This is a genomic window from Streptomyces sp. NPDC057638 (assembly GCF_042800315.1).
In the GTDB taxonomy this organism is placed as follows: Bacteria; Actinomycetota; Actinomycetes; order Streptomycetales; family Streptomycetaceae; genus Streptomyces.
Window position 1 is genome coordinate 1 of the sequence record NZ_JBHVHF010000047.1, and the last position, 22,658, is coordinate 22,658.

General features: G+C 72.5%; 22 protein-coding genes. 20 read left to right on the top strand and 2 right to left on the bottom strand.

All coding sequences use genetic code 11. From position 1 onward, the window contains the following. The first annotated feature begins 656 nt into the window (after positions 1-656). Both ACFVIM_RS09545 and ACFVIM_RS09550 read left to right on the top strand, forming a co-directional pair. Positions 657-1,304: a vitamin K epoxide reductase family protein gene (locus ACFVIM_RS09545; RefSeq protein WP_384300105.1), complete on the top strand. Its 648-nt coding sequence runs from the start codon at positions 657-659 to the stop codon at positions 1,302-1,304. Positions 1,305-1,447: 143 nt separating this feature from the next. Next, the gene (locus ACFVIM_RS09550; RefSeq protein ID WP_384300106.1) at positions 1,448-2,797 is read left to right on the top strand and encodes a replication-associated recombination protein A; all 1,350 of its coding nucleotides are present in this window, start codon (positions 1,448-1,450) and stop codon (positions 2,795-2,797) included. Between the two features lie 39 nt (positions 2,798-2,836). On the opposite strand, the gene ACFVIM_RS09555 is transcribed toward ACFVIM_RS09550, so the two are convergent. Beyond that, positions 2,837-3,547, bottom strand: coding sequence for a DUF2470 domain-containing protein (locus ACFVIM_RS09555; protein WP_384300107.1), 711 nt, complete (start codon positions 3,545-3,547; stop codon positions 2,837-2,839). Between the two features lie 188 nt (positions 3,548-3,735). Here ACFVIM_RS09555 and rpsD point away from each other — a divergent pair, with 188 nt between their 5' ends. The 16 genes from rpsD to ACFVIM_RS09635 all read left to right on the top strand — a co-directional run bounded on the left by rpsD (position 3,736) and on the right by ACFVIM_RS09635 (position 19,987). Further along, on the top strand, positions 3,736-4,350 hold the full coding sequence (gene rpsD / locus ACFVIM_RS09560) for a 30S ribosomal protein S4 (RefSeq protein WP_384300108.1): 615 nt from the start codon (positions 3,736-3,738) through the stop codon (positions 4,348-4,350). A gap of 296 nt (positions 4,351-4,646) precedes the next feature. Continuing rightward, positions 4,647-5,099, top strand: a complete 453-nt coding sequence (locus ACFVIM_RS09565; RefSeq protein ID WP_384300109.1) for a DUF948 domain-containing protein — start codon at positions 4,647-4,649, stop codon at positions 5,097-5,099. Positions 5,100-5,104: 5 nt separating this feature from the next. After that, positions 5,105-5,431, top strand: a complete 327-nt coding sequence (locus ACFVIM_RS09570) for a DUF6167 family protein (RefSeq protein ID WP_384300110.1) — start codon at positions 5,105-5,107, stop codon at positions 5,429-5,431. Next, the gene (gene alaS / locus ACFVIM_RS09575; protein ID WP_384300111.1) at positions 5,431-8,100 is read left to right on the top strand and encodes an alanine--tRNA ligase; all 2,670 of its coding nucleotides are present in this window, start codon (positions 5,431-5,433) and stop codon (positions 8,098-8,100) included. The genes ACFVIM_RS09570 and alaS overlap by 1 nt, the downstream gene beginning before the upstream one ends. Next, positions 8,097-8,561 (top strand): Holliday junction resolvase RuvX, encoded by a 465-nt coding sequence (gene ruvX / locus ACFVIM_RS09580; RefSeq protein WP_384300112.1) that lies wholly within the window; start codon positions 8,097-8,099, stop codon positions 8,559-8,561. Before alaS ends, ruvX begins: the two co-directional genes overlap by 4 nt. A gap of 109 nt (positions 8,562-8,670) precedes the next feature. Next, entirely contained in the window at positions 8,671-10,632 is a 1,962-nt protein-coding gene (gene mltG, locus ACFVIM_RS09585) for an endolytic transglycosylase MltG (RefSeq protein WP_384300113.1), read from the top strand. Further along, positions 10,629-11,471, top strand: coding sequence for a shikimate dehydrogenase (locus tag ACFVIM_RS09590; RefSeq protein WP_384300114.1), 843 nt, complete (start codon positions 10,629-10,631; stop codon positions 11,469-11,471). The genes mltG and ACFVIM_RS09590 overlap by 4 nt, the downstream gene beginning before the upstream one ends. A gap of 213 nt (positions 11,472-11,684) precedes the next feature. Beyond that, a complete protein-coding gene (gene aroC / locus ACFVIM_RS09595; protein WP_384300115.1) occupies positions 11,685-12,869 on the top strand; it encodes a chorismate synthase in 1,185 nt (394 codons plus the stop codon). Continuing rightward, positions 12,866-13,381 carry a shikimate kinase gene (locus ACFVIM_RS09600; protein WP_384300116.1) on the top strand — a complete coding sequence of 172 codons (516 nt, stop codon included), beginning with the start codon at positions 12,866-12,868 and terminating at the stop codon, positions 13,379-13,381. Before aroC ends, ACFVIM_RS09600 begins: the two co-directional genes overlap by 4 nt. After that, the gene (aroB, locus tag ACFVIM_RS09605) at positions 13,378-14,472 is read left to right on the top strand and encodes a 3-dehydroquinate synthase (RefSeq protein ID WP_384300117.1); all 1,095 of its coding nucleotides are present in this window, start codon (positions 13,378-13,380) and stop codon (positions 14,470-14,472) included. The genes ACFVIM_RS09600 and aroB overlap by 4 nt, the downstream gene beginning before the upstream one ends. Beyond that, entirely contained in the window at positions 14,469-14,909 is a 441-nt protein-coding gene (aroQ, locus tag ACFVIM_RS09610; RefSeq protein ID WP_384300118.1) for a type II 3-dehydroquinate dehydratase, read from the top strand. The genes aroB and aroQ overlap by 4 nt, the downstream gene beginning before the upstream one ends. A gap of 381 nt (positions 14,910-15,290) precedes the next feature. Then, positions 15,291-16,202, top strand: coding sequence for an AAA family ATPase (locus ACFVIM_RS09615; RefSeq protein ID WP_384300119.1), 912 nt, complete (start codon positions 15,291-15,293; stop codon positions 16,200-16,202). Between the two features lie 103 nt (positions 16,203-16,305). Then, on the top strand, positions 16,306-17,421 hold the full coding sequence (locus ACFVIM_RS09620) for a M24 family metallopeptidase (protein WP_384300120.1): 1,116 nt from the start codon (positions 16,306-16,308) through the stop codon (positions 17,419-17,421). A 56-nt stretch (positions 17,422-17,477) separates the two neighbouring features. Continuing rightward, a complete protein-coding gene (gene efp / locus ACFVIM_RS09625; RefSeq protein WP_384300121.1) occupies positions 17,478-18,044 on the top strand; it encodes an elongation factor P in 567 nt (188 codons plus the stop codon). A 2-nt stretch (positions 18,045-18,046) separates the two neighbouring features. Beyond that, positions 18,047-18,475, top strand: coding sequence for a transcription antitermination factor NusB (gene nusB, locus ACFVIM_RS09630; RefSeq protein WP_384300122.1), 429 nt, complete (start codon positions 18,047-18,049; stop codon positions 18,473-18,475). A gap of 156 nt (positions 18,476-18,631) precedes the next feature. Beyond that, complete coding sequence (locus ACFVIM_RS09635) at positions 18,632-19,987, top strand: MFS transporter (RefSeq protein ID WP_384300123.1); 1,356 nt, start codon at positions 18,632-18,634, stop codon at positions 19,985-19,987. A gap of 237 nt (positions 19,988-20,224) precedes the next feature. On the opposite strand, the gene bldD is transcribed toward ACFVIM_RS09635, so the two are convergent. Continuing rightward, positions 20,225-20,725 (bottom strand): transcriptional regulator BldD, encoded by a 501-nt coding sequence (gene bldD / locus ACFVIM_RS09640; protein ID WP_153483851.1) that lies wholly within the window; start codon positions 20,723-20,725, stop codon positions 20,225-20,227. A gap of 247 nt (positions 20,726-20,972) precedes the next feature. Here bldD and pyrR point away from each other — a divergent pair, with 247 nt between their 5' ends. Further along, the gene (gene pyrR, locus ACFVIM_RS09645) at positions 20,973-21,584 is read left to right on the top strand and encodes a bifunctional pyr operon transcriptional regulator/uracil phosphoribosyltransferase PyrR (protein WP_384300124.1); all 612 of its coding nucleotides are present in this window, start codon (positions 20,973-20,975) and stop codon (positions 21,582-21,584) included. A 93-nt stretch (positions 21,585-21,677) separates the two neighbouring features. After that, the gene (locus ACFVIM_RS09650) at positions 21,678-22,658 is read left to right on the top strand and encodes an aspartate carbamoyltransferase catalytic subunit (protein ID WP_384300125.1); all 981 of its coding nucleotides are present in this window, start codon (positions 21,678-21,680) and stop codon (positions 22,656-22,658) included.

Consider the following 22,658-nt stretch of genomic DNA (forward strand, 5'->3'; position numbering starts at 1 on the left):
CCCGGGCCCCGCTGTCACCCGGGCCCCGCCCGGCCTGAGGCGCTCGGCGGCTCCGGCCCATCTCCCCGGATACGGCGGCGGTGTCCCTGGCTCGCGGGGGCGACCCGGGTCCCGCGTGCCGGGCCCGCCGATCCCCGGCCGCGCCGGCGGCCGGAGCGGGCGTCCGTGTGGGCTCCTGCCGTGCCCGCTCGTTCCCGTCCGGCGTGACGGAGAGGTGCGGGAGCCGGACTGTCAGCGAGACGGGAGCCGGACCGTCAACAGGGAAGGCGCCGGTTCATCCGGGCAGACGGTCCCGCTCCGGGGACGCCCGTGCCGGTCGGCCGCCCGCCGGGAGCCCACCGCCGCCGCGCCCCCGCCGCCGCTCCCGTCCGGTGCTCTCAGGCCGGGGGGAGTGCTGACCTCCTCACCTCGGGGAACGCCCGCGACGGCGCCGTCCGCCGCCCGGAGCGCGAGGTGTCCCGGCGGTGCTCCGCGCGCCCGTTCCGCCTCGATCCCGCCGGTCCGCGGGGGCGGCCGAGGCCGTCGCGCGGCGCCGGGGAGGACCCCGTCCGGCCGCCCGTCCTTATCTCCAGCGAACGGTGGAGACCGGGCGAGGTGGGGCAGAATGACCGTGCCCCAGCGGGCCCCGAGGCAGCTTCAGAGCGAGGGAAGGCCACATGACGACAGCGGCGGTGGACGAGGTGTCATCCAGCGAGCGGACCGACGGCGGGACGGGCGGACCCGGTGGCGCGGTCGGCGCCGGACGGGCCTTCTCCTGGCTGCTGGTGATCACCGGCGCGGCCGGGCTGCTGGCCTCCTGGGTGATCACCCTGGACAAGTTCAAGCTGCTGGAGGACCCCTCCTTCACCCCGGGGTGCAGCCTCAACCCCGTGGTCTCCTGCGGCAGCATCATGAAGAGCGAGCAGGCGGCCGTCTTCGGCTTCCCCAACCCGCTGCTGGGCATGGTGACCTACTCGATGGTGATCGCCATCGGGATGGCCCTGCTGTCGGGCGCCCGCTTCCGGCGCTGGTACTGGCTGGGGCTCAACGCGGGCTGTCTCTTCGGCGTCGGCTTCGTGACCTGGCTGATGTACCAGTCGCTCTACAACATCAACGCGCTGTGCCTGTGGTGCTCGCTCGCCTGGGCCGCGACGATCGTGATGTTCTGCTACGTGACCACGCACAACATCCGCCACCGGATCATCCGGGTTCCCGAGGGGGTGCGGGGCGCCCTGCTGGAGTTCCACTGGATGCCGCCGGTGCTCTGGATCGGGATCATCGGCATGCTGGTCCTGACCCGCTGGTGGGACTTCTGGACCAGCTGAGCGCGCCCCACGCCGTCGATGAGGGGCCCGCCATCCCCGTACCGCGCCGAGAGCGCTGAGCGTACGGAGACGGCGGGCCCCTCCGCGTACCGGCGCCGGGCGCGGGCGGGGCGTTGTCAGTGCCCTGGCATAGGCTGCGGTACGTGGAGCCCGACCTCTTTACCGCAGCGGCGGAAGAACGCCAGGAGAAGGATCCGACCAGCAGCCCCCTGGCGGTCCGGATGCGTCCGCGCACCCTCGACGAGGTCGTCGGTCAGCGCCATCTCCTCAAGCCGGGCTCCCCGCTGCGGCGCCTGGTGGGGGAGGGGGCCGGGGGACCGGCCGGGGTCTCGTCGGTGATCCTCTGGGGGCCGCCGGGCATCGGCAAGACGACCCTGGCCTATGTGGTCTCCAAGGCGACCAACAAGCGCTTCGTGGAACTGTCCGCGATCACCGCCGGGGTCAAGGAGGTCCGTGCGGTGATCGAAGGGGCCCGGCGGGCTGCGGGTGGCTTCGGCAAGGAGACCGTCCTCTTCCTCGACGAGATCCACCGCTTCTCCAAGGCCCAGCAGGACTCCCTGCTCCCCGCCGTGGAGAACCGCTGGGTCACCCTGATCGCCGCCACCACCGAGAACCCCTACTTCTCGGTGATCTCCCCGCTGCTCTCCCGCTCGCTGCTGCTGACGCTGGAGCCGCTCACCGACGACGACCTGCGCGGGCTGATGAGCCGGGCGCTGACCGAGGAGCGGGGACTGGGCGGGGCGCTGACCCTCGCCGGGGACGCCGCATCGCATCTGCTGCGGATCGCGGGCGGTGACGCCCGGCGGGCGCTGACGGCGCTGGAGGCGGCGGCCGGTGCCGCGCTGGACAAGGGGGAGGAGGAGATCTCCCTGGCGACCGTGGAGGAGACGGTCGATCGCGCCGCCGTGAGCTACGACCGCGACGGCGACCAGCACTACGACGTGGCGAGCGCCCTGATCAAGTCCATCCGGGGTTCCGACGTGGACGCCGCGCTGCACTATCTGGCCCGGATGATCGAGGCGGGTGAGGACCCGCGGTTCATCGCGCGACGGCTGATGATCTCCGCCAGTGAGGACATCGGCCTCGCCGACCCGACCGCCCTGCCCACGGCGGTCGCGGCCGCGCAGGCCGTCGCCCTGATCGGCTTCCCCGAGGCGGCGCTCACACTCAGCCACGCCACCATCGCGCTGGCGCTGGCCCCGAAGTCCAACACCGCCACCACCGCGATCGGCGCCGCCCTGGCCGATGTCCGCGCGGGCCTGGCCGGTCCCGTCCCGGCCCATCTGCGCGACGGCCACTACCAGGGCGCGGCCAAGCTGGGGCATGCCACGGGCTATGTCTATCCCCATGACGTCCCCGGCGCCATCGCCGCCCAGCAGTACGCCCCGGACGCGATCCACGGCAAGCGCTACTACGAACCCACCCGCTATGGCGCTGAGGCGCGCTACGCCGATGTGGTCGAGAAGGTACGGGAGCGACTGCGCCCCTCGTGAGGCCCGGCCGCCCCGGATGGACCAGCCGGGTCCGGCGGTTCAGCGGGCGGCGGCGTCGAAGAGGGTGCGCATGGCCCGGCGCAGTCCGGTGATGTCCCCGACCGGCTCCGGGAAGTCGAACCGGGCGTCGAAGCAGCCGTGGCCGACGAAGCGGATCCGCAGCCCGAACCGGTCCAGTGCCAGCGGTACCGCGCGCTGGACCGTGGTGCCCGTCGCGGCCTGGGCGCTCTCCGCGCGCTCGCCCAGCAGTCCGCACAGCTCCTGGAGCCGGTCGGCGTGCGCCGCGTGCAGATGCTGGAGCAGCTCGGTCTCATGGGCGACCAGTGGGTCGGCCGTGGCCCGGGTGAACTCCTCGGGGTCCACGGAGGCGGCGCCCCACAGATCGTCCACGTACAGTTCGCCCACATGGAGCCGGAGCTCCGCGGTGCCGGGCTCGGTGTGGCCGGTGTCGGGGACACGGGTGAGCCAGCCCGTCACCCAGGCCCGCCCCCGGATCCGGTGCGGCACGGAGACCGGCGCCACATCGGTGAGCTCCAGCACGGCGGTCAGTTCGTCGTCCTGGGCGTGGGCCGCCGCGCGGACGGCCGGGGAGTCGGCCGGGTAGCGCAGCCGGATCTCGCCGTCGTCGTCCACGACCCGGTCCCGGGGCGCCAGCTGGTCCGGCCTGGTCACGGAGACACCGGGAATGAGCAGCACCGCGGAGCATGTACCCTGTACGAGAGTTCGTGTGCGCTCGGCTGCTGACGGCATCCGAGTGATTTCAAGCCCGCTGGGACGCGGCTGACCATGAGCTGATCGGACCTCCGTCACTTCGCCGCCCTGAGTCGCGGCGAGTTCTGTCGTGCTGTCCGTGACGCGCTTGGTGTTCCCTGGGCGAGACATGCGATCTCCTTGAGTAAGGTGAGCCTAACCTAACCTATATCGGAGGTCTGGAGAACGTGCCTAACCAGTCGCGTCCCAAGGTCAAGAAGTCCCGTGCGCTCGGTATCGCGCTGACGCCGAAGGCCGTCAAGTACTTCGAGGCCCGCCCCTACCCGCCGGGCGAGCACGGCCGTGGCCGCAAGCAGAACTCGGACTACAAGGTCCGTCTGCTGGAGAAGCAGCGGCTGCGCGCGCAGTACGACATCAGCGAGCGCCAGATGGTCCGCGCCTACGACCGCGCCCGCAAGGCCGAGGGCAAGACGGGCGAGGCCCTGGTCGTCGAGCTGGAGCGTCGTCTGGACGCCCTGGTGCTGCGTTCGGGCATCGCCCGCACCATCTACCAGGCCCGCCAGATGGTCGTCCACGGCCACGTCGAGGTCAACGGCGGCAAGGTCGACAAGCCGTCCTTCCGCGTCCGTCCGGACGACGTCATCACCATCCGTGAGCGCTCCCGCGAGAAGACCCTCTTCCAGGTGGCCCGCGAGGGTGGCTTCGCCGCCGACGGTGAGACCCCGCGCTACCTCCAGGTCAACCTGAAGGCCCTGGCCTTCCGCCTGGACCGCGACCCGAACCGCAAGGAAATCCCCGTGATCTGCGACGAGCAGCTGGTCGTCGAGTACTACGCCCGCTGATCCGGGCGCGGTCACGCGCACCTCGGCCCGTCGTCACCCCGCCGCCTTCCTCATGGGAACGCGGCGGGAGGCGGCGGGCCGCTGCGTTCCCCCGGGGTCCCGGGGGGACGCAGTGGCCCGTGGGCTCCGGGGCTCCCGGTGCTGAGGCGCGCCAGGAACGGATCCTTGCTCCTCCGTACCGCACCCCGCGGGCGCGGGTTATGCGGTGTGGGGGCGCGGGCCGGGCGCGATAGGGTTTCCTCAGGGGTTTTCCGGGTCGTGGATGCCCTTCAGCGACGAGCAGAGAGCGGTGCGGTGTGACCGGTGGAGAGGTTGCCGGGATCCTGGTGGCCGTCTTCTGGGCGATTCTGGTCTCCTTCCTCGCCGTGGTGCTGGCGAGGCTGGCCCAGACGCTCAGGGCGACCACCCGGCTCGTGGCCGAGGTGACCGAGCAGGCGGTTCCGCTGCTGGCGGACGCCTCCGAGACGGTCCGGTCCGCCCAGACGCAGCTGGCGCGGGTCGACGCCATCGCTACCGATGTCCAGGAGGTCACCTCCAACGCCTCCGCGCTCTCCACGACCGTCGCGTCCACCTTCGGCGGGCCCCTGGTGAAGGTCGCGGCCTTCGGCTACGGGGTGCGCCGGGCGATGGGCCGTGGGGCCGAAGACGCCCCCGCCCCCCGGGAGCGCACCCGCCGTACGGTCCTCGTCGGCCGGTCCGTGCCCTTCGCACGTGGTGACCGGCGCCGATGGGGCAGCAAGAAGGGCTGACGACCATGTTCCGCCGAGCGTTCTGGTTCACCGCGGGCGCCGCCGCAGGCGTCTGGGCGACCACGAAGGTCAACAACAAGCTCAAGCAGCTCACCCCCGAGTCGCTGGCCGCACAGGCGGCGAACCGGGCGGTCGACGCGGGCCACCGGGTGCGCGAGTTCGCGCTCGACGTCCGGGCCGGAATGATCCAGCGTGAGCACGAGTTGGCAGAGGCACTCGGTACCCATGCCGACCCCGACCCGGAACTGCCCGCACAGCGCCGGCGCCCCGCGATCGGGCGCGCCCCCCGTACGCTTCCCTCCCACTCTTACAACCGGAATGAGGACCACTGATGGAGTCGGCTGAAATCCGCCGCCGCTGGCTGAGCTTCTTCGAGGAGCGCGGGCACACCGTCGTCCCTTCGGCGTCGCTCATCGCGGACGACCCGACTCTGCTCCTGGTCAACGCGGGCATGGTCCCCTTCAAGCCGTACTTCCTCGGTGAGACCAAGCCGCCCGCCCCCCGCGCCACCAGCGTGCAGAAGTGCGTCCGCACCCCGGACATCGAGGAGGTCGGCAAGACCACCCGGCACGGCACGTTCTTCCAGATGTGCGGCAACTTCTCCTTCGGTGACTACTTCAAGGAGGGCGCCATCAAGCTCGCCTGGGAGCTGCTCACCTCCTCCCAGGCCGATGGCGGCTACGGCCTCGACCCCGAGCGCCTGTGGATCACCGTCTACAAGGAGGACGACGAGGCCGAGCGCATCTGGCGCGATGTGGTCGGCGTGCCCGCCGAGCGGATCCAGCGCCTGGGCATGGGCCCCAACTTCTGGTCGATGGGCGTCCCCGGCCCCTGTGGTCCCTGCTCCGAGATCAACTACGACCGGGGTCCCGAGTTCGGCGAGGAGGGCGGCCCCGCCGTCAACGACGAGCGCTATGTGGAGATCTGGAACCTGGTCTTCATGCAGTACGAGCGCGGTCCCGGCTCGGGTAAGGAGGACTTCCCGATCCTCGGTGAGCTGCCCTCCAAGAACATCGACACCGGTCTCGGTCTCGAACGCCTCGCCATGATCCTCCAGGGCGTCCAGAACATGTACGAGACGGACACGCTCCAGGTCGTCATGGACAAGGCCACCGAGCTCACCGGCGTCCGCTACGGCGCCGAGCACACCTCGGACGTCTCGCTGCGCGTGGTCGCCGACCACATCCGTACCTCGGTCATGCTCATCGGCGACGGTGTCACCCCCGGCAACGAGGGCCGTGGCTATGTGCTGCGCCGCATCATGCGCCGCGCCATCCGCAATATGCGCCTGCTGGGCGCGACCGGGCCCGTCGTCGCCGAGCTGGTCGACGTCGTCATCCGGACCATGGGCGAGCAGTACCCCGAACTGGTCGCCGACCGCTCCCGGATCGAGACCGTCGCGCTCGCCGAGGAGGCCGCCTTCCTCAAGACGCTGAAGGCCGGCACGAACATCCTCGACACCGCCATCACCGAGGCCAAGAGCGCCGGTGGCGCCGTCCTCCCCGGTGACAAGGCGTTCCTGCTCCACGACACCTGGGGCTTCCCGATCGACCTCACCCTGGAGATGGCCGCCGAGCAGGGGCTCTCCGTGGACGAGGACGGCTTCCGCCGTCTGATGAAGGAGCAGCGGGAGAAGGCCAAGGCCGACGCCCGGGCCAAGAAGACCGGCCACGCCGACCTCTCCGCCTACCGCGAGGTGGCCGACACCTCCGGCACCACCGAGTTCACCGGCTATCTCACCACCGAGGGCGAGTCCACCGTCGTCGGACTGCTCGTCGACGGTGTGCCCTCCCCCGCCGCCACCGAGGGCGACGAGGTCGAGGTCGTCCTCGACCGCACCCCCTTCTACGCCGAGGGGGGCGGCCAGCTCGCCGACCAGGGGCGGATCCGGCTGGACTCCGGCGCCGTCATCGAGATCCGCGATGTCCAGCAGCCGGTGCCCGGTGTCTCCGTGCACAAGGGTTCGGTGCAGGTCGGCGAGGTCACCGTGGGTGCCTCCGCCTATGCCGCGATCGACGTCACGCGCCGCCGGGCCATCGCCCGTGCCCACAGCGCCACCCACCTCACCCACCAGGCGCTGCGGGACGCGCTCGGCCCGACGGCCGCCCAGGCCGGTTCGGAGAACTCGCCGGGCCGCTTCCGTTTCGACTTCGGCTCGCCGGCCGCCGTGCCCGGCACGGTCCTCGTCGACGTGGAGCAGCGGATCAACGAGGTCCTCTCCCGTGAGCTGGACGTCCAGGCCGAGATCATGAGCCTGGACGAGGCCAAGAAGGCGGGCGCCATCGCCGAGTTCGGCGAGAAGTACGGCGAGCGGGTCCGGGTCGTCACCATCGGTGACTTCTCCAAGGAGCTGTGTGGCGGTACGCATGTCCACAACACCGCCCAGCTCGGGCTGGTGAAGCTGCTCGGCGAGTCCTCCATCGGCTCCGGTGTGCGCCGGATCGAGGCCCTCGTCGGTGTGGACGCGTACAACTTCCTCGCCAAGGAGCACACGGTCGTCGCCCAGCTCCAGGAGCTGGTCAAGGGCCGTCCCGAGGAACTGCCGGAGAAGATCTCCGGCATGCTCGCCAAGCTCAAGGACGCGGAGAAGGAGATCGAGCGCTTCCGCGCGGAGAAGGTGCTCCAGGCCGCCGCCGGGCTGGCCGAGGGCGCTCGGGACGTGCGCGGGGTGGCCCTGGTGACCGGCCGGGTCCCGGACGGCACCACCGCCGACGATCTGCGCAAGCTGGTGCTGGACGTCCGGGGCCGTATCCCCGGCGACCGTCCGGCCGTGGTGGCGCTCTTCACCGTGGCCAACGACCGTCCGCTCACCGTCATCGCCACCAACGAGGCCGGGCGTGAGCGCGGGCTCAAGGCCGGTGAGCTGGTGCGCGCCGCCGCCAAGACCCTCGGTGGCGGCGGTGGCGGCAAGCCGGACGTCGCCCAGGGCGGCGGTCAGAACCCGGCCGCCATCGACGACGCCATCGCGGCCGTCGAGCGACTGGTGGCCGAGACCTCGTGAGGCGCGGTCGCCGTCTCGCGCTCGACGTCGGGGACGCCCGGATCGGGGTCGCCTCGTGCGACCCCGACGGGGTCCTCGCGACACCGGTGGAGACCGTGCCGGGACGTGATGTCCCGGCCGCCCACCGCAGGATCCGGCTCCTGGTCGGGGAGTACGAGCCGCTGGAGGTCATCGTGGGGCTGCCCCGCTCGCTGAGCGGCGGGGAGGGCCCGGCCGCCAAGAAGGTGCGGGCCTTCGCCGGGGAGCTGGCGCGCGGGATCGCCCCGGTCCCGGTGCGGCTGGTGGACGAGAGGATGACCACAGTCACGGCCACCCAGGGGCTGCGTGCCTCCGGTGTGAAGTCCAAAAAGGGCCGGTCTGTCGTCGACCAGGCTGCCGCTGTGGTGATCCTTCAGAACGCTCTGGAGTCCGAACGGGCGTCTGATCTCCCGCCGGGCGAGTCCGTCGAAGTGGTTGTGTGATCGCGATACGGTAACGTTCCGCGCGATACGGCGGCCGGAAGGTTTCCGGCCGCCGAGCACGACGACGGGTCGGTACTCCGCCCCACTCGCGGCCCGAGGGGATCGATCGATGACTGAATATGGCCGGGGCCCCGGCTCCGAACCGTGGCATCCGAACGACCCCCTCTACGGCGACCAGGGATGGAACGGCCAGCAGCAACAACAGCAGCAGTGGGCCCAGCAGCCGGGTGACCCGGCGCAGTACCCCGCCGATCCCTCGCAGTACCCCGGGCAGACACCGGGTGGCCAGGCGCCGTACGGTCCCCAGGTCCCCGGTGGCCAGCTGCCGTACCCCGGGCAGGCGCCCGGTGACCCGGCCGCGTACGGCGTACCGTCCCCTGACGGCCACCAGTCGTATCCGGGACAGGCGCCCGGGGGCCCGGCCCCGTACGGCGTACCGTCACCCGGCGGGCAGCAGCCGTATCCGGGACAGGCGCCCGGCGACCCCGCCGCGTATGGCGGGCAGGACCCCTACCAGCAGCAGTACATGGGCCAGCAGGGGCACTATCCGCAGCAGCAGGCGGCCGCCTACCCCGGACATGGCGCACAGCACCAGGGCGGCCAGCACCCGGGCGCGCAGTCGCAGAACGGCCAGGACCCCTCGTACCACGGTGGCAACGGCGGCTGGGACACCGGCCAGCAGACCGCGATGTCCTACGGCGGCACCGTCACCGACGGTTACGGCGGGACGCCCGGTCAGCAAGGGGCGTCCGAGGCGGACTACTACGCCACGCCGGACGCCTATCCGCCGCCGGAGCCGCCCCACCGGCGGCGCCCGGAGCCCGAGCCCGAGGCGGAACCGCGGCCGCCCGAGTCGGCCGACCAGGACCCCGACCCCGCCGATGACCACGCCTTCTTCGGCGGTGACGGCGGTGACGGCGGTGAGGGTGACGACAGTGGCGGGGAGCCCGCGGCGGGCGGCGGGCGCGCGCGCCGGGGCAAGGGCAAGGGCAAGAAGAAGAGCCGCAACGGTGTCGCCTGTCTGGTGGTCTCCGTGGTGCTCGTCGGCGCCCTCGGCGGTGTCGGCTACTTCGGCTACCAGTTCTGGGAGGGCCGATTCGGCGAGCCCGCCGACTACGCGGGCGCGGGCAGCGGCTCCACCGAGGTCGAGGTCCCCAAGAACGTGGGACTGCTGGAGATCGGCGACATCCTCAAGAAGGCCGGGGTCGTCAAGAGCGCCGGGGCGTTTGTCTCGGCGGCCGACGGCAAGAGCATCCAGGCGGGTGTCTACGTCCTCGCCAAGGAGATGTCCGGCCGGGAGGCCGTGAAGCTGATGCTCGACCCCAAGAGCCGCAACAACCTCATCCTCGCCCCGGGCCAGCGCAACGCCGCCGTCTACAAGGAGATCGACAAGCGTCTGGCGATCAAGCCCGGCACCACCGCGCTGGTCGCCAAGGCCAAGGCGAAGACCATGGGCCTGCCCGCCTGGGCCAATGACAACACCAAGATCAAGGACCCGCTGGAGGGGTTCCTCTACCCCGGCACCTATCCGATCGCCAAGGGGATGAAGCCGGAGGCCGTGCTGCGGAAGATGGTCGCCGAGGCGGCCCGCGAGTTCCACCAGGCGGACATCGCCGCGCAGGCCCAGAAGCTGGGGCTGGACTCGCCGCTCCAGGTGCTGACGGTCGCCAGCCTGGTGCAGGCCGAGGGCAAGTTCAAAGAGGACTTCGACAAGGTCGCCCGGGTCATCTACAACCGGCTCAAGCCCGACAACGACGAGACGGCGGGGCGGCTGGAGTTCGACTCCACGGTCAACTACTTCAAGGGCCAGAGCACCCTCGCGATCGGCGCCGTCGACAAGGTCCGCCAGTACCCGGACCCGTACAACACCTACCGCTACCAGGGACTGCCCCCGGGCCCGATCGGCAACCCCGGCGTGGAGGCGTTCGACTCCTCCCTCAACCCGGAGCCGGGCCCCTGGTACTACTTCGTCTCCGTCACCGAGAACGAGACCGTCTTCTCGGAGACCCACGACGAGCACGAGCGCGCCCGCCAGCGCTATCTGGAAGAGCAGGAGAAGAACGGCCAGTGAGCGAACCGACCATACGCCGGGCGGCGGTCCTCGGATCGCCGATCGCCCACTCCCTCTCCCCGGTGCTGCACCGCGCCGCCTACGCCGAGCTCGGCCTCGACCACTGGAGCTACGACCGCTTCGAGGTCGACGAGGCCGCCCTCCCGGGCTTCATCGCCGGTCTCGCAGGTCTCGGCGGCGAGTGGGCCGGACTCTCGCTGACCATGCCGCTCAAGCGGGCCGTGATCCCGCTGCTGGACCGGATCAGTGACACGGCGGCCTCGGTGGAGACCGTCAACACCGTCGTCTTCGACGCCGACGGCCGCCGCCACGGCGACAACACCGACATCCCCGGCATGCTCGCGGCGCTGCGCGAGCGCGGGGTCACCGCCGTCGGCTCGGCGGCCGTGCTCGGCGCGGGCGCCACCGCCTCCTCCGCGCTCGCCGCGCTCGCGCGGATCTGCTCCGGGCCGGTCACCGCCTATGTGCGCAGCGCCGAGCGGGCCGCCGAGATGCGCGGCTGGGGTGAGCGGCTGGGCGTCGAGGTGCGCACCGCCGACTGGTCGCGGGCCGCGGCGGCCCTCCGCGAGCCCCTCGTGATCGCCACCACCCCGGCCGGGACCACCGACGCGCTCGCCACCGAGGTGCCCGACACCCCCGGCACCCTCTTCGACGTGCTGTACGAACCGTGGCCGACCGCCCTCGCCGACGCCTGGTCCCGGAAGTCGGGCGCGGTGGTCAGCGGGCTTGACCTGCTGGTCCACCAGGCCGTGCTCCAAGTGGAGCTGATGACCGGCCGGGCCCCGGCACCGCTCGCGGTGATGCGGGCGGCGGGGGAGCGCGCGCTCGCGCCGCGCTGAGGCCGTCCCGGCCGCTGAGCCCCCGTCCGCGCGCCCTCGGGGCCGCCCCCGGCCATCGTGCCCTCGGGGCCGCCCCGGCGCCCGCGCCCCGTCCGTCTACTGGACCGGAGGCCGGGGCACCACCCCGGACATGGGAGGATCGGGTCAGGCGGGCCAGGGCCGCGCACCCGGTCGCGCCGTCGCAGTTCCAGGGCGCGAGCAGGAGGAGCACCGTTGAGCAGGTTGCGTTGGCTGACGGCGGGAGAGTCGCACGGACCCGCACTGGTGGCGACGTTGGAGGGGCTTCCCGCCGGCGTCCCGGTCACCACGGAGATGGTGGCGGACCACCTCGCCCGGCGGCGCCTGGGTTACGGTCGCGGCGCCCGGATGAAGTTCGAGCGCGATGAGATCACCTTCCTCGGCGGGGTGCGGCACGGGCTGACCATGGGCTCCCCCGTGGCGATCATGGTGGGCAACAGCGAGTGGCCCAAGTGGGAGACGGTCATGGCGGCCGACCCCGTGGACCCCGACGAGCTGGCCTCCCTCGCCCGTAACGCCCCGCTGACCCGCCCCCGGCCCGGCCACGCCGACCTCGCCGGGATGCAGAAGTACGGCCTGGACGAGGCCCGTCCGGTGCTGGAGCGCGCCAGCGCGCGTGAGACCGCCGCCCGGGTGGCGCTCGGCGCCGTCGCCCGCTCCTACCTCAAGGAGACCACCGGCATCGAGATCGTCTCCCATGTGGTGGAGCTGGCCTCGGCCAAGGCTCCCTACGGTGTCTACCCCACCCCCGCCGATGTCGAGCGGCTCGACGCCGACCCCGTGCGCTGCCTCGACCCCGCCGCGAGCGAGGCGATGGTCGCCGAGATCGACCAGGCCCACAAGGACGGCGACACCCTCGGTGGTGTGGTCGAGGTCCTCGCCTACGGCGTCCCCGTGGGCCTGGGCTCCCATGTCCACTGGGACCGCAGGCTGGACGCCCGCCTCGCCGCGGCGCTGATGGGCATCCAGGCGATCAAGGGCGTCGAGCTGGGCGACGGCTTCGAGCTGGCCCGGGTGCCCGGCTCGAAGGCCCATGACGAGATCGTCCGCACGGACGAGGGGCTGCGCCGTACCTCCGGCCGCTCCGGCGGCACCGAGGGCGGGATGTCCACCGGTGAGCTGCTGCGGGTCCGCGCGGCGATGAAGCCCATCGCCACCGTGCCCCGGGCGCTGGCCACCGTCGACATCGCCACCGGTGAGCCCGCCGCCGCCCACCACCAGCGCTCCGATGTGGCCGCCGTGCCCGCCGCGGGCATCGTCGCCGAGGCGATGGTGGCGCTGGTCCTGGCGGACGCGGTGGCGGAGAAGTTCGGCGGCGACAGCGTCACCGAGACCCGGCGCAACGTCCGCTCCTACCTCGACAACCTGCACATCCGGTGAGCGGTCCGCTGATCGTCCTGGTCGGGCCCATGGGCTCGGGGAAGTCGACCGTCGGCGAGCTGCTCGCCGCGCGGCTCGGGGTCGGCTACCGGGACACCGACGCCGACATCGTCGCCGCGCGGGGCCGCCCGATCGCGGACATCTTCGTGGACGAGGGCGAACCGTTCTTCCGGGAGCTGGAGCGCGCCGCCGTCCGTGCCGCGGTCGCCGCGCACGACGGCGTCCTCGCCCTCGGCGGCGGCGCCATCCTCGATGACTCCACCCGCGCCCTGCTGACCGGGCTGCCCGTCGTCTACCTCTCGCTCGATGTGGACGAGGCGGTCCGGCGCGTCGGCCTGAACCAGGCCCGGCCGCTGCTCGCGGTCAACCCGCGCCGTCAGTGGCGCGAACTGATGGACGCCCGCCGTCCGCTCTACACCGAGGTCGCCCGGGTCACCGTGGCCACCGACGCACGTACGCCCGACGAGGTCGCCGACGCGATCCTCGACGCTTTGGAGCTGAAGGACCAATGACCGATCAGTCTGTGACCCGTATCCAGGTCGGCGGGACGGACGGCACCGACCCCTACGAGGTGCTGGTCGGCCGACAGCTCCTGGAGGAGCTGCCCGGGCTGATCGGGCGCGGGGTCCAGCGGGTGGCGGTGCTCCACCCCGAGGCGCTCGCCGAGACCGGTGAGGCCATCCGCCAGGATCTCGCCGACCAGGGTTTCGAGGCCATCGCGATCCAGCTCCCCAACGCCGAGGAGGCCAAGACCGCCGAGGTCGCCGCCTACTGCTGGAAGGCGCTGGGCCAGACCGGTTTCACCCGTACCGACGTCATCGTCGGCGTCGGTGGCGGTGCCACCACCGACCTGGCGGGCTTCGTCGCGGCGACCTGGCTGCGCGGGGTGCGCTGGATCGCGGTGCCGACCACCGTGCTCGGCATGGTGGACGCGGCGGTCGGCGGCAAGACCGGCATCAACACCGCCGAGGGCAAGAACCTCGTCGGCGCCTTCCACCCGCCCGCCGGGGTGCTCTGCGACCTGGCGGCCCTGGACTCGCTGCCCGTGCACGACTACGTCAGCGGGCTCGCGGAGATCATCAAGGCCGGATTCATCGCCGACCCGGTGATCCTGGATCTGATCGAGGCCGACCCGGAGGCGGCGCGCACCCCGTCCGGGCCGCACACCGCCGAGCTGATCGAGCGCTCCATCCGGGTCAAGGCCGAGGTCGTCTCCGGTGACCTCAAGGAGTCCGGCCGCCGCGAGATCCTCAACTACGGGCACACCCTCGCCCACGCCATCGAGAAGAACGAGCGCTACAAGTGGCGCCACGGCGCCGCCGTCTCCGTCGGCATGGTCTTCGCCGCCGAGCTGGGACGGCTGGCCGGACGGCTGGACGAGGCCACCGCCGAGCGGCACCGCGCGGTGCTGTCCGCCGTCGGTCTGCCGCTGACCTACCGCGGTGACCAGTGGCCCCGGCTGCTGGAGACCATGAAGGTCGACAAGAAGTCCCGGGGCAACCTGCTGCGCTTCATCGTCCTGGACGGACTGGGCAAGCCCGCCGTGCTGGAGGGCCCCGACCCCGCGGTGCTGCTCGCCGCCTACGGGGAGGTGTCCGCGTGAGCCGCCGGGTCCTGGTGCTCAACGGCCCCAACCTGGGCCGTCTCGGCTCCCGCGAGCCCGATGTCTACGGCGCCACCTCCTACGCCGGTCTGGTCGAGAGCTGCCGGGCGCTCGGGGCGGAGCTGGGCCTGGATGTCGAGGTCCGGGAGACCAACGACGAGGGCGAGATGATCCGCTGGCTCCACGAGGCCGCGGACGGCTCGCTTCCGGTGGTGCTCAACCCCGGCGCGTTCACGCACTACTCGTACGGGATGCGGGACGCCGCCGCCCAGCGGACGGCGCCGCTCATCGAGGTGCACATCTCCAATCCGTACACCCGGGAGACCTTCCGGCACACCTCCGTGGTGGCGGCGGTCGCCAGCGGCACCATCGCGGGCTTCGGTATCGGGTCCTACCGGCTGGCGCTGCGGGCGCTCGCCGAGGAACTCGGCGGCTGAGGAGGGCACTTCGCGCCGCGCCCGGCCGTTCACCCGGTGACGGCCGGGCCGGACCCGCCCCGGTGGGTCGCGGTGGCCGCGGTGGTACGGGGGTACGGTTCGGCGCGGGGCGGGACCGGCCGCGCCCCGGCCCCGGCGGCGCCGGTCGGACGAGACGGTCGGGAGAGCCCGCGGAAGCCCGTGGGACCTCGTAGGGAGACGGAGTGGCACCGGATGCAGCAGGCAGGGGGGCCGCCGCTGCCGCCAGCGGGGCGGGGACCGGCCGGATGGCCCGGCACCCGCGCGCCGGCCGACGGCGGCGCGCACGGTACGGGCGGTGCGGGTGCGCGCGACGGTGACGCGTACGGTCCGGGCGGTACCACGCGGACGGGCGGTCCGGGTGTGCGCGACGGCGGTGGTGCGTACGCGGGCGACGGCGGCGCTTTCGGCCCGGGCGATACCGCCGCTCGCGATGGCGGCGGCCCGTACCCGGGCGAGGGCGACACCCCGGCGGCACCGGCCGCCCACAGCGGCGGTCAGCCCCCGTTCGGGACACCGCCCCCGCACCCCGGTCCACGGCCCACCGGGGGCCACCCCGTCCCCCCGCCGCAGGGCCCGCCACCCCCACCCCCCTGGGGGTCGGCACCCGTCCCCCCGCCGGGACAGCCCCGCGACACCACCGGCCATATCCAGCTGCCGCCCGGCGCCCCGGTGGCCCTGCCCGTCGCGCCCCCCGCCGACGGCGGCCGCCACCCCGCCCCCCTGCTCGCCGTCCTGCTGATCGGCCCGGCGGGGGCGGGCAAGACGACCGTGGCCCGGCACTGGGCCGCCCGGCGCCCGGTTCCCACCGCCCACATCAGCCTCGACGATGTCCGTGAGTGGGTCCGCGCGGGCTTCGCCGATCCCCGGTCCGGCTGGAACGACCACTCCGAGGCCCAGTACCGCCTGGCCCGCCGCACCTGCGGCTTCGCCGCGCGCAACTTCCTGGCCAACGGCATCTCCTGCATCCTCGACGACGCCGTCTTCCCCGACCGCCCGGTGGTGGGCCTCGGCGGCTGGAAGCGCCATGTCGGCCCCGGGCTGCTCCCCGTCGTCCTCCTCCCGGGCCTGGAGGCCGTCCTGGAGCGCAACGCCGAGCGCACCGGCAACCGCCGTCTCTCGGACGAGGAGGTCGCCGCCATCCACGGCCGGATGGCGGGGTGGTACGGATCGGGGCTGCCGATCATCGACAACTCCGCCCATGACGTGGAGACCACCGCCCGGATGCTCGACGAGGTCCTCGGCCGCTCGGTGGCCTCCCCGCCGACCTGGTGACCGGGGCCTCGCGCGCGGGCTCGTCACCGTACGGTGGCGGGGAACGGCCCCGGTCGGACGCGCTGACCGGGCCGGAGCGCGCCCCCGCTCGTACGCTCGGAACATGGCAGAGGTCTTCCGCGCCCGCCGTGAGCGGCTGCGTGACCGGTGCGTGGCCACCGGTAGCGCCGGGGCCCTGGTCTCCCGGCCCGCCAATGTGCGCTATCTCGCGGGCGGCGCGCCACCCGGGGCCGTGCTGTTGCTCGGCCCCGGGAGCGACGGGGGCGACGTGCTGTTCTGTCCCCACGCTCCGGGCGTCTGCGCCACCGACGGCTCCCCGGATCCCGGCCTGAGGATCGCGTCGCTGCCCTCCTCCGGCGGCGATCCGGCCGTGGCCGCCGCCGAACTCGCCCGTACTGGGGGAACCGATTCCCTCGCCGTCGAGGAACACCATCTGACCGTCGCCCGCTACCGGGCGGTCGGCGCGGCCGCGCCCCGGCTGCGCGTCGATGACCTCGGTCTCGCCGTCGAGCAGCTGAGGATCGTCAAGGACGAGGAGGAGATCGCCTGTCTGCGGATCGCCGCCGAGATCACCGACCAGGCCCTCGGGGAACTGCTGGAGTCGATCCTGGTGGGCCGCACCGAGCGCCATCTCGCGCTGGAGCTGGAACGCCGTCTGATCGACCACGGCGCCGACGGGCCCGCCTTCCCTACCTCCGTCGCCACCGGGCCGAACTCCGGCCGCCGGGGTCACCGGCCCACCGACCGGCGGGTCGGCGAAGGAGATTTCCTCACCGTCTGTGTGGGGGCCGACTACCGCGGGTACCGCTGTGAGATCGGCCGGACCTTCGTCATCGGCACCAGTCCGGCCGAGTGGCAGATCGAGCTGTACGACCTGGTCTTCGCCGCCCAGCGGGCCGCCCGGGAGACCCTGCTGCCGGGCGCCGCCTACCGTGATGTGGACCGCGCGGCACGGCAGATCCTGCACTCGGCGGGCCATGGCGAGAGCCTCGCACCGCTCACCGGCCACGGCGTTGGCCTCGAAATCGACGAGGACCCGCAGTTGGCTCCGGCCGCCATGGGTAAACTGGACGCTTGTGTGCCGGTCACCGTCGAACCGGGGGTCCACCTCCCGGGCCGGGGCGGCGTCCGGATCGATGACACGCTCGTCGTGCGCCAGGAGGCGGACGGCGGACCCGAGCTACTCACCATCACGACCAAGGAGCTGCTCGCGCTCTAGCGCGGGCCCCGGCCCCGAGGTCGTCCACCAGCGTCAGTCCAGGAGATTCCGCAACCGTGGCCACCACGAACGACCTCAAGAACGGCATGGTGCTCAAGCTCGACAACGACCAGCTGTGGTCCGTCGTCGAGTTCCAGCACGTCAAGCCCGGCAAGGGCCCGGCCTTTGTGCGCACCAAGCTCAAGAACGTGCTCTCCGGCAAGACCGTCGACAAGACGTTCAACGCTGGCGTGAAGGTCGAGACCGCCACCGTCGACCGCCGCGACATGCAGTTCTCGTACATGGACGGCGACTACTTCGTCTTCATGGACATGCAGACCTACGACCAGCTGCACGTCTCGCGCGCCGCCGTCGGTGACTCCGCGAACTTCCTGCTCGAAGGCTTCGAGGCCACCGTCGCCACCCACGAGGGCGAGGTGCTCTACGTCGAGCTGCCCGCCGCCGTCGAGCTGGTCATCGCCGAGACCGAGCCCGGTCTCCAGGGCGACCGCTCCACGGGTGGGACCAAGCCCGCCAAGCTGGAGACCGGCTTCACCGTCCAGGTCCCGCTCTTCATCACCACCGGTGAGAAGATCAAGGTCGACACCCGCTCCGGTGACTACCTCAGCCGGGTGAACAGCTAACCGTGGCCGCTCGTACCAAGGCCCGCAAGCGCGCCTTCCAGATCCTCTTCGAGGCCGACCAGCGTGACGAGTCCGTGCGCACCGTCCTCGCCGACTGGGTCCGGCACGCGCGCAACGACACCCGCCAGCCCCCGGTCAGCGAGTACACCATGGAGCTGGTCGAGGGGTACGCGGGCCACGCCACCCGCATCGACGAGCTGATCGCCACATACGCGGTCGACTGGGAGCTGGACCGGATGCCGGTCGTCGACCGGAACATCATCCGCCTCTCCGCCTACGAGCTGGTCTGGGTGGACGACGTGCCGGACGCGGTGGTCATCGACGAGGCGGTCGAGATCGCCAAGGAGTTCTCCACCGATGACTCCCCGGCCTTCGTGAACGGTCTGCTGGGCCGCTTCAAGGAGCTCAAGCCGAGTCTGCGCCGCGACTGACGGCGGCCCGCGCCGGGTACGGCGTCCGCCGCCGGACCCGCCCGCGGGGCCCCGAGGGCCCGCCGGAAACACGCCGCCACAGGCCCGAAGAGGGACGAGACAATCGTCCGCTTCGGGCCTGTCGGCGTCTGACGGCCCTGGCCTAGGTTTCCCGGCATGTCCCCGATGACCCGCACGCCACAGGGGGCCGGTCCGCCGCGTACCCCCCTGCCCGCCCGCGTCCGCGTCGGTTACGGCCTCGGCTCCTTCGCCACCGGCACCTACGGGACCGTCCCCGGGCTGGTGCTGCTCTACTACCTCACCGATGTCCTCGGGGTCGCCGCCGGACTCGCCGGGCTGCTGGTCTTCCTGCCCAAGGCGTGGGAGGTGCTGGTCAGCCCCTGGCTGGGCGGGCTCTCCGACCGCACCGGCCACCGCTGGGGGCCCCGCACGCCCTGGATGGCGCTGGGCGCGCTCACCGCGCCGCTCTGCTTCGCCGCCCTGTTCGCCGCCCCCACCGGGCTCGGCCCCACCGGGTCGGCCGTCTACGTCACGGCCGCCTTCCTGCTGACGGCGACCGCGTTCGCCTGCTTCCAGGTGCCCTACATCGCGCTGCCCGCCGAGTTCACCACCGACCCCGACGAACGCACCCGGGTCCAGGCCTGGCGGGTCGCCTTCCTCTGCGTCACCATCCTCGCCACGGGCGCCCTCGCGCCCGTGCTCGCCGGAGTCGACGACGACCGTGGCGGCACCCCGGGCGGCTACCGGCTGATGGGTCTGGCCGCGGCGGTCCTGATCCTGGCCGGGATGACGGGAGCCCTCGCCGCGACCGTACGGACACGCTCCGTGCTGGCCGTGACGGGCGAATCCGGTACACGGGTGCGATTACGGGCGCTCCGCGGCGAACGCGATCTGACCGCCCTCCTCGGCGCCAACCTGCTCCAGGGCGTGGCGACCGGAACGATGCTCGCGGGCACCCAGTTCTTCGCCACCTACACCCTCGGCCGCCCGGCCGCCACCAGCCTGCTCTTCCTCGCCCTCATCCTGCCGTCGCTGCCCGCCATGCCGCTCTGGCTCGCGGCGGCACGCCGTACGGGCAAACGCCGGGCCGCCCTCGCCGCCACGGTCTGCTTCCTGACCGGCGCGGGCGCGCTGGGCCTGGCCCGCGGCATGCCGGACGCCTGGGTGTACGGCGCCCTCGCCCTCGCCGGAGTGGGATACGCGGGGGTGCAGATGCTGCCCATCGCCCTGTACGGCGACGCCATCGCGGCCGACACCCTACGGCGGGGGCGACCCAGGGCCGGGGCCCTCACCGGGCTCTGGATGTCCTCGGAGACGCTGGGGCTCGCGCTGGGGCCCGTGGTCTACGGGCTGGTGCTGACGGCCGGCGGGTTCGTGCCCTCGGACGCCACGGAGAAGGCGGCGCAGCCGGGGTCGGCGCTGGGGTCGGTGGTGCTGGGCTTCGGCGCCGTCCCCGCCCTGCTCCTCCTCCTGAGCCTCCCCGTCCTGGCCCGCTACCGCCCACCCCACTGACCGGCCGGGTGCGCCCGCCCAGGCCGTGGAGCACGCCCCAGCCCCCTTACCGGCCAGCCGGACCCCCACCCGTGCGGGCGGAACGGCCTGCCCGCACGGAGGTGGAAACCGCACGCCCGCCGAGGCCCGGCAGGCGCACCCCGAGGCCGCGGCCCCCACGGGGACGCGGAGGGGGCGGGGCGGCCTGTCCGGCCGCGTCCCGCCCCCCGATGTGACGTTTCTCCTGTGGGAGGCCGCTCAGCTCTCCTCGTGCGTCACCGCACGCCGCGCGTCCGCGTCCAGCACACCCCAGCTGATGAGCTGCTCCGTCAGCACCGACGGCGACTGGTCGTAGATCACGGCCAGCGTGCGCAGATCGTCCTGGCGGATCGACAGCACCTTGCCGTTGTAGTCACCGCGCTGCGACTGGATCGTGGCCGCGTACCGCTGGAGCGGGCCCGCCTTCTCGGCGGGGACATGGGCCAGGCGCTCCAGGTCGAGCACCAGCTTCGGCGGCGGCTCGGCGGCACCGCCGGGCGTGGTGCCCGGCAGCAGCTCCTGCACCGGGACCCCGTAGAAGTCGGCCAGCTCGGCCAGGCGCTGCACGGTCACGGCACGGTCGCCGCGCTCGTACGAACCCACCACGACGGCCTTCCAGCGGCCCTGGGACTTCTCTTCCACGCCGTGGAGGGAGAGCCCCTGCTGGGTGCGGATGGCACGGAGCTTGGCCCCGAGCTGCTTTGCGTATTCGCTGGACATATAGCTCCCCGGACGCTGGGACAACGTGCGGCTCCGCCGCGCGACTCGTAACTCACTGTGAGGTTACGCAGCGTTACTTGGATGCGTCAAGCCGAAGGGGGCCGGACCGGTCTGTTGTCATGGGCGCGGCAGAAAGAGGGGCTCAATCCCGGCGAGAGAGGTCGCCGAAGCCCTGGTAGGGTGGTCGGCGCAAACCAGACGTCCTTTAAGGTCCGTCCCGTGAGGCGGAGAAGGAGGTCCTTTTCGTATGGACACACACAGCTCCGATGCGGCCCGCCCCGTGCTGGAGGCACCCGACATCGCGCGGGTCCTGACCCGTATCGCCCATGAGATCGTCGAGCGCGCCAAAGGCGCGGACGACGTGGTGCTTCTCGGCATCCCGACCCGAGGGGTCTTCCTCGCCCGGCGGCTCGCCGCCAAGCTGGAGGAGATCACCGGACGGGCCATCCCCGTCGGCTCCCTCGACATCACCATGTACCGCGACGACCTGCGCCTGCGCCCCGCGCGAGCGCTGGCCCGCACCGAGATCCCCGGCGCCGGCGTCGACGGCCAGCTCGTCGTCCTCGTGGACGACGTGCTCTTCTCCGGCCGCACCATCCGCGCCGCCCTCGACGCGCTGGGGGACATCGGACGGCCCCGCGCCGTCCAGCTCGCCGTCCTCGTCGACCGTGGCCACCGCGAGCTGCCCATCCGCGCCGACTACGTGGGCAAGAACCTGCCCACGTCCCTGCGCGAGACGGTCCGGGTCCAGCTCGCCGAGGAGGACGGTCGCGACACCGTGCTGCTCGGTGTGCGAGATGCCCGGGACGGGCGCGACACACCCGACGCGCGCGATTCCGCCACCGTCAGCGAGCGGTAACACCCCCGAACGGCCCAAGCGCCGCCCCCGGGCATTCGTGTGCCCCCGGCCGGACGCATCCCGCCCCCGCCCGACCCCATCGGAGCACCCCAGATGAAGCCTCATCTCATCTCGGCCGCCGACCTCACCCGTGATGACGCCGTCCTGATCCTCGACACCGCCGAGGAGATGGCCCGCGTCGCCGACCGGCCGATCAAGAAGCTGCCCACCCTCCGCGGCCGGACCGTCGTCAACCTCTTCTTCGAGGACTCGACCCGGACCCGGATCTCCTTCGAGGCCGCCGCCAAGCGGCTCTCCGCCGATGTCATCAACTTCTCCGCCAAGGGTTCCTCGGTCTCCAAGGGCGAGTCGCTCAAGGACACCGCGCTGACCCTGGAGGCGATGGGCGCCGACGCCGTCGTCATCCGCCACCACGCCTCCGGCGCCCCCTACCGGCTGGCGAACTCCGGCTGGATCGACGGCGCGGTCGTCAACGCGGGCGACGGCACCCATGAGCACCCCACCCAGGCCCTGCTGGACGCCTTCACCATGCGCCGCAGGCTGGTCGGCCGGGACGCGGGCATCGGCCGCGACCTCGAAGGGCGCCGGATCACCATCGTCGGCGACGTGCTGCACAGCCGGGTGGCCCGCTCCAACGTGCTGCTGCTGCACACCCTGGGCGCCGAGGTCACGCTGGTGGCCCCGCCCACCCTCGTACCCGTCGGCGCCTCGAACTGGCCGTGCGCGATCTCGTACGACCTCGACGAGGTACTGCCCAAGTCCGACGCCGTGATGATGCTGCGGGTGCAGCGGGAACGGATGAACGCCGCCTTCTTCCCCACCGAGCGGGAGTACGCGCGGCGCTACGGGCTGGACGGCCAGCGGATGGCGCGGATGCCCGAACACGCCATCGTCATGCACCCCGGCCCCATGAACCGCGGCATGGAGATCACCGCGGAGGTCGCCGACTCCGACCGCTGCACGGCCGTCGAGCAGGTGGCCAACGGCGTCTCCACCCGGATGGCCGTCCTGTATCTGCTGCTGGGCGGGATGGAACCCGCCGTCACCACCGCGCGCACCGAGGAGAACAAGTAA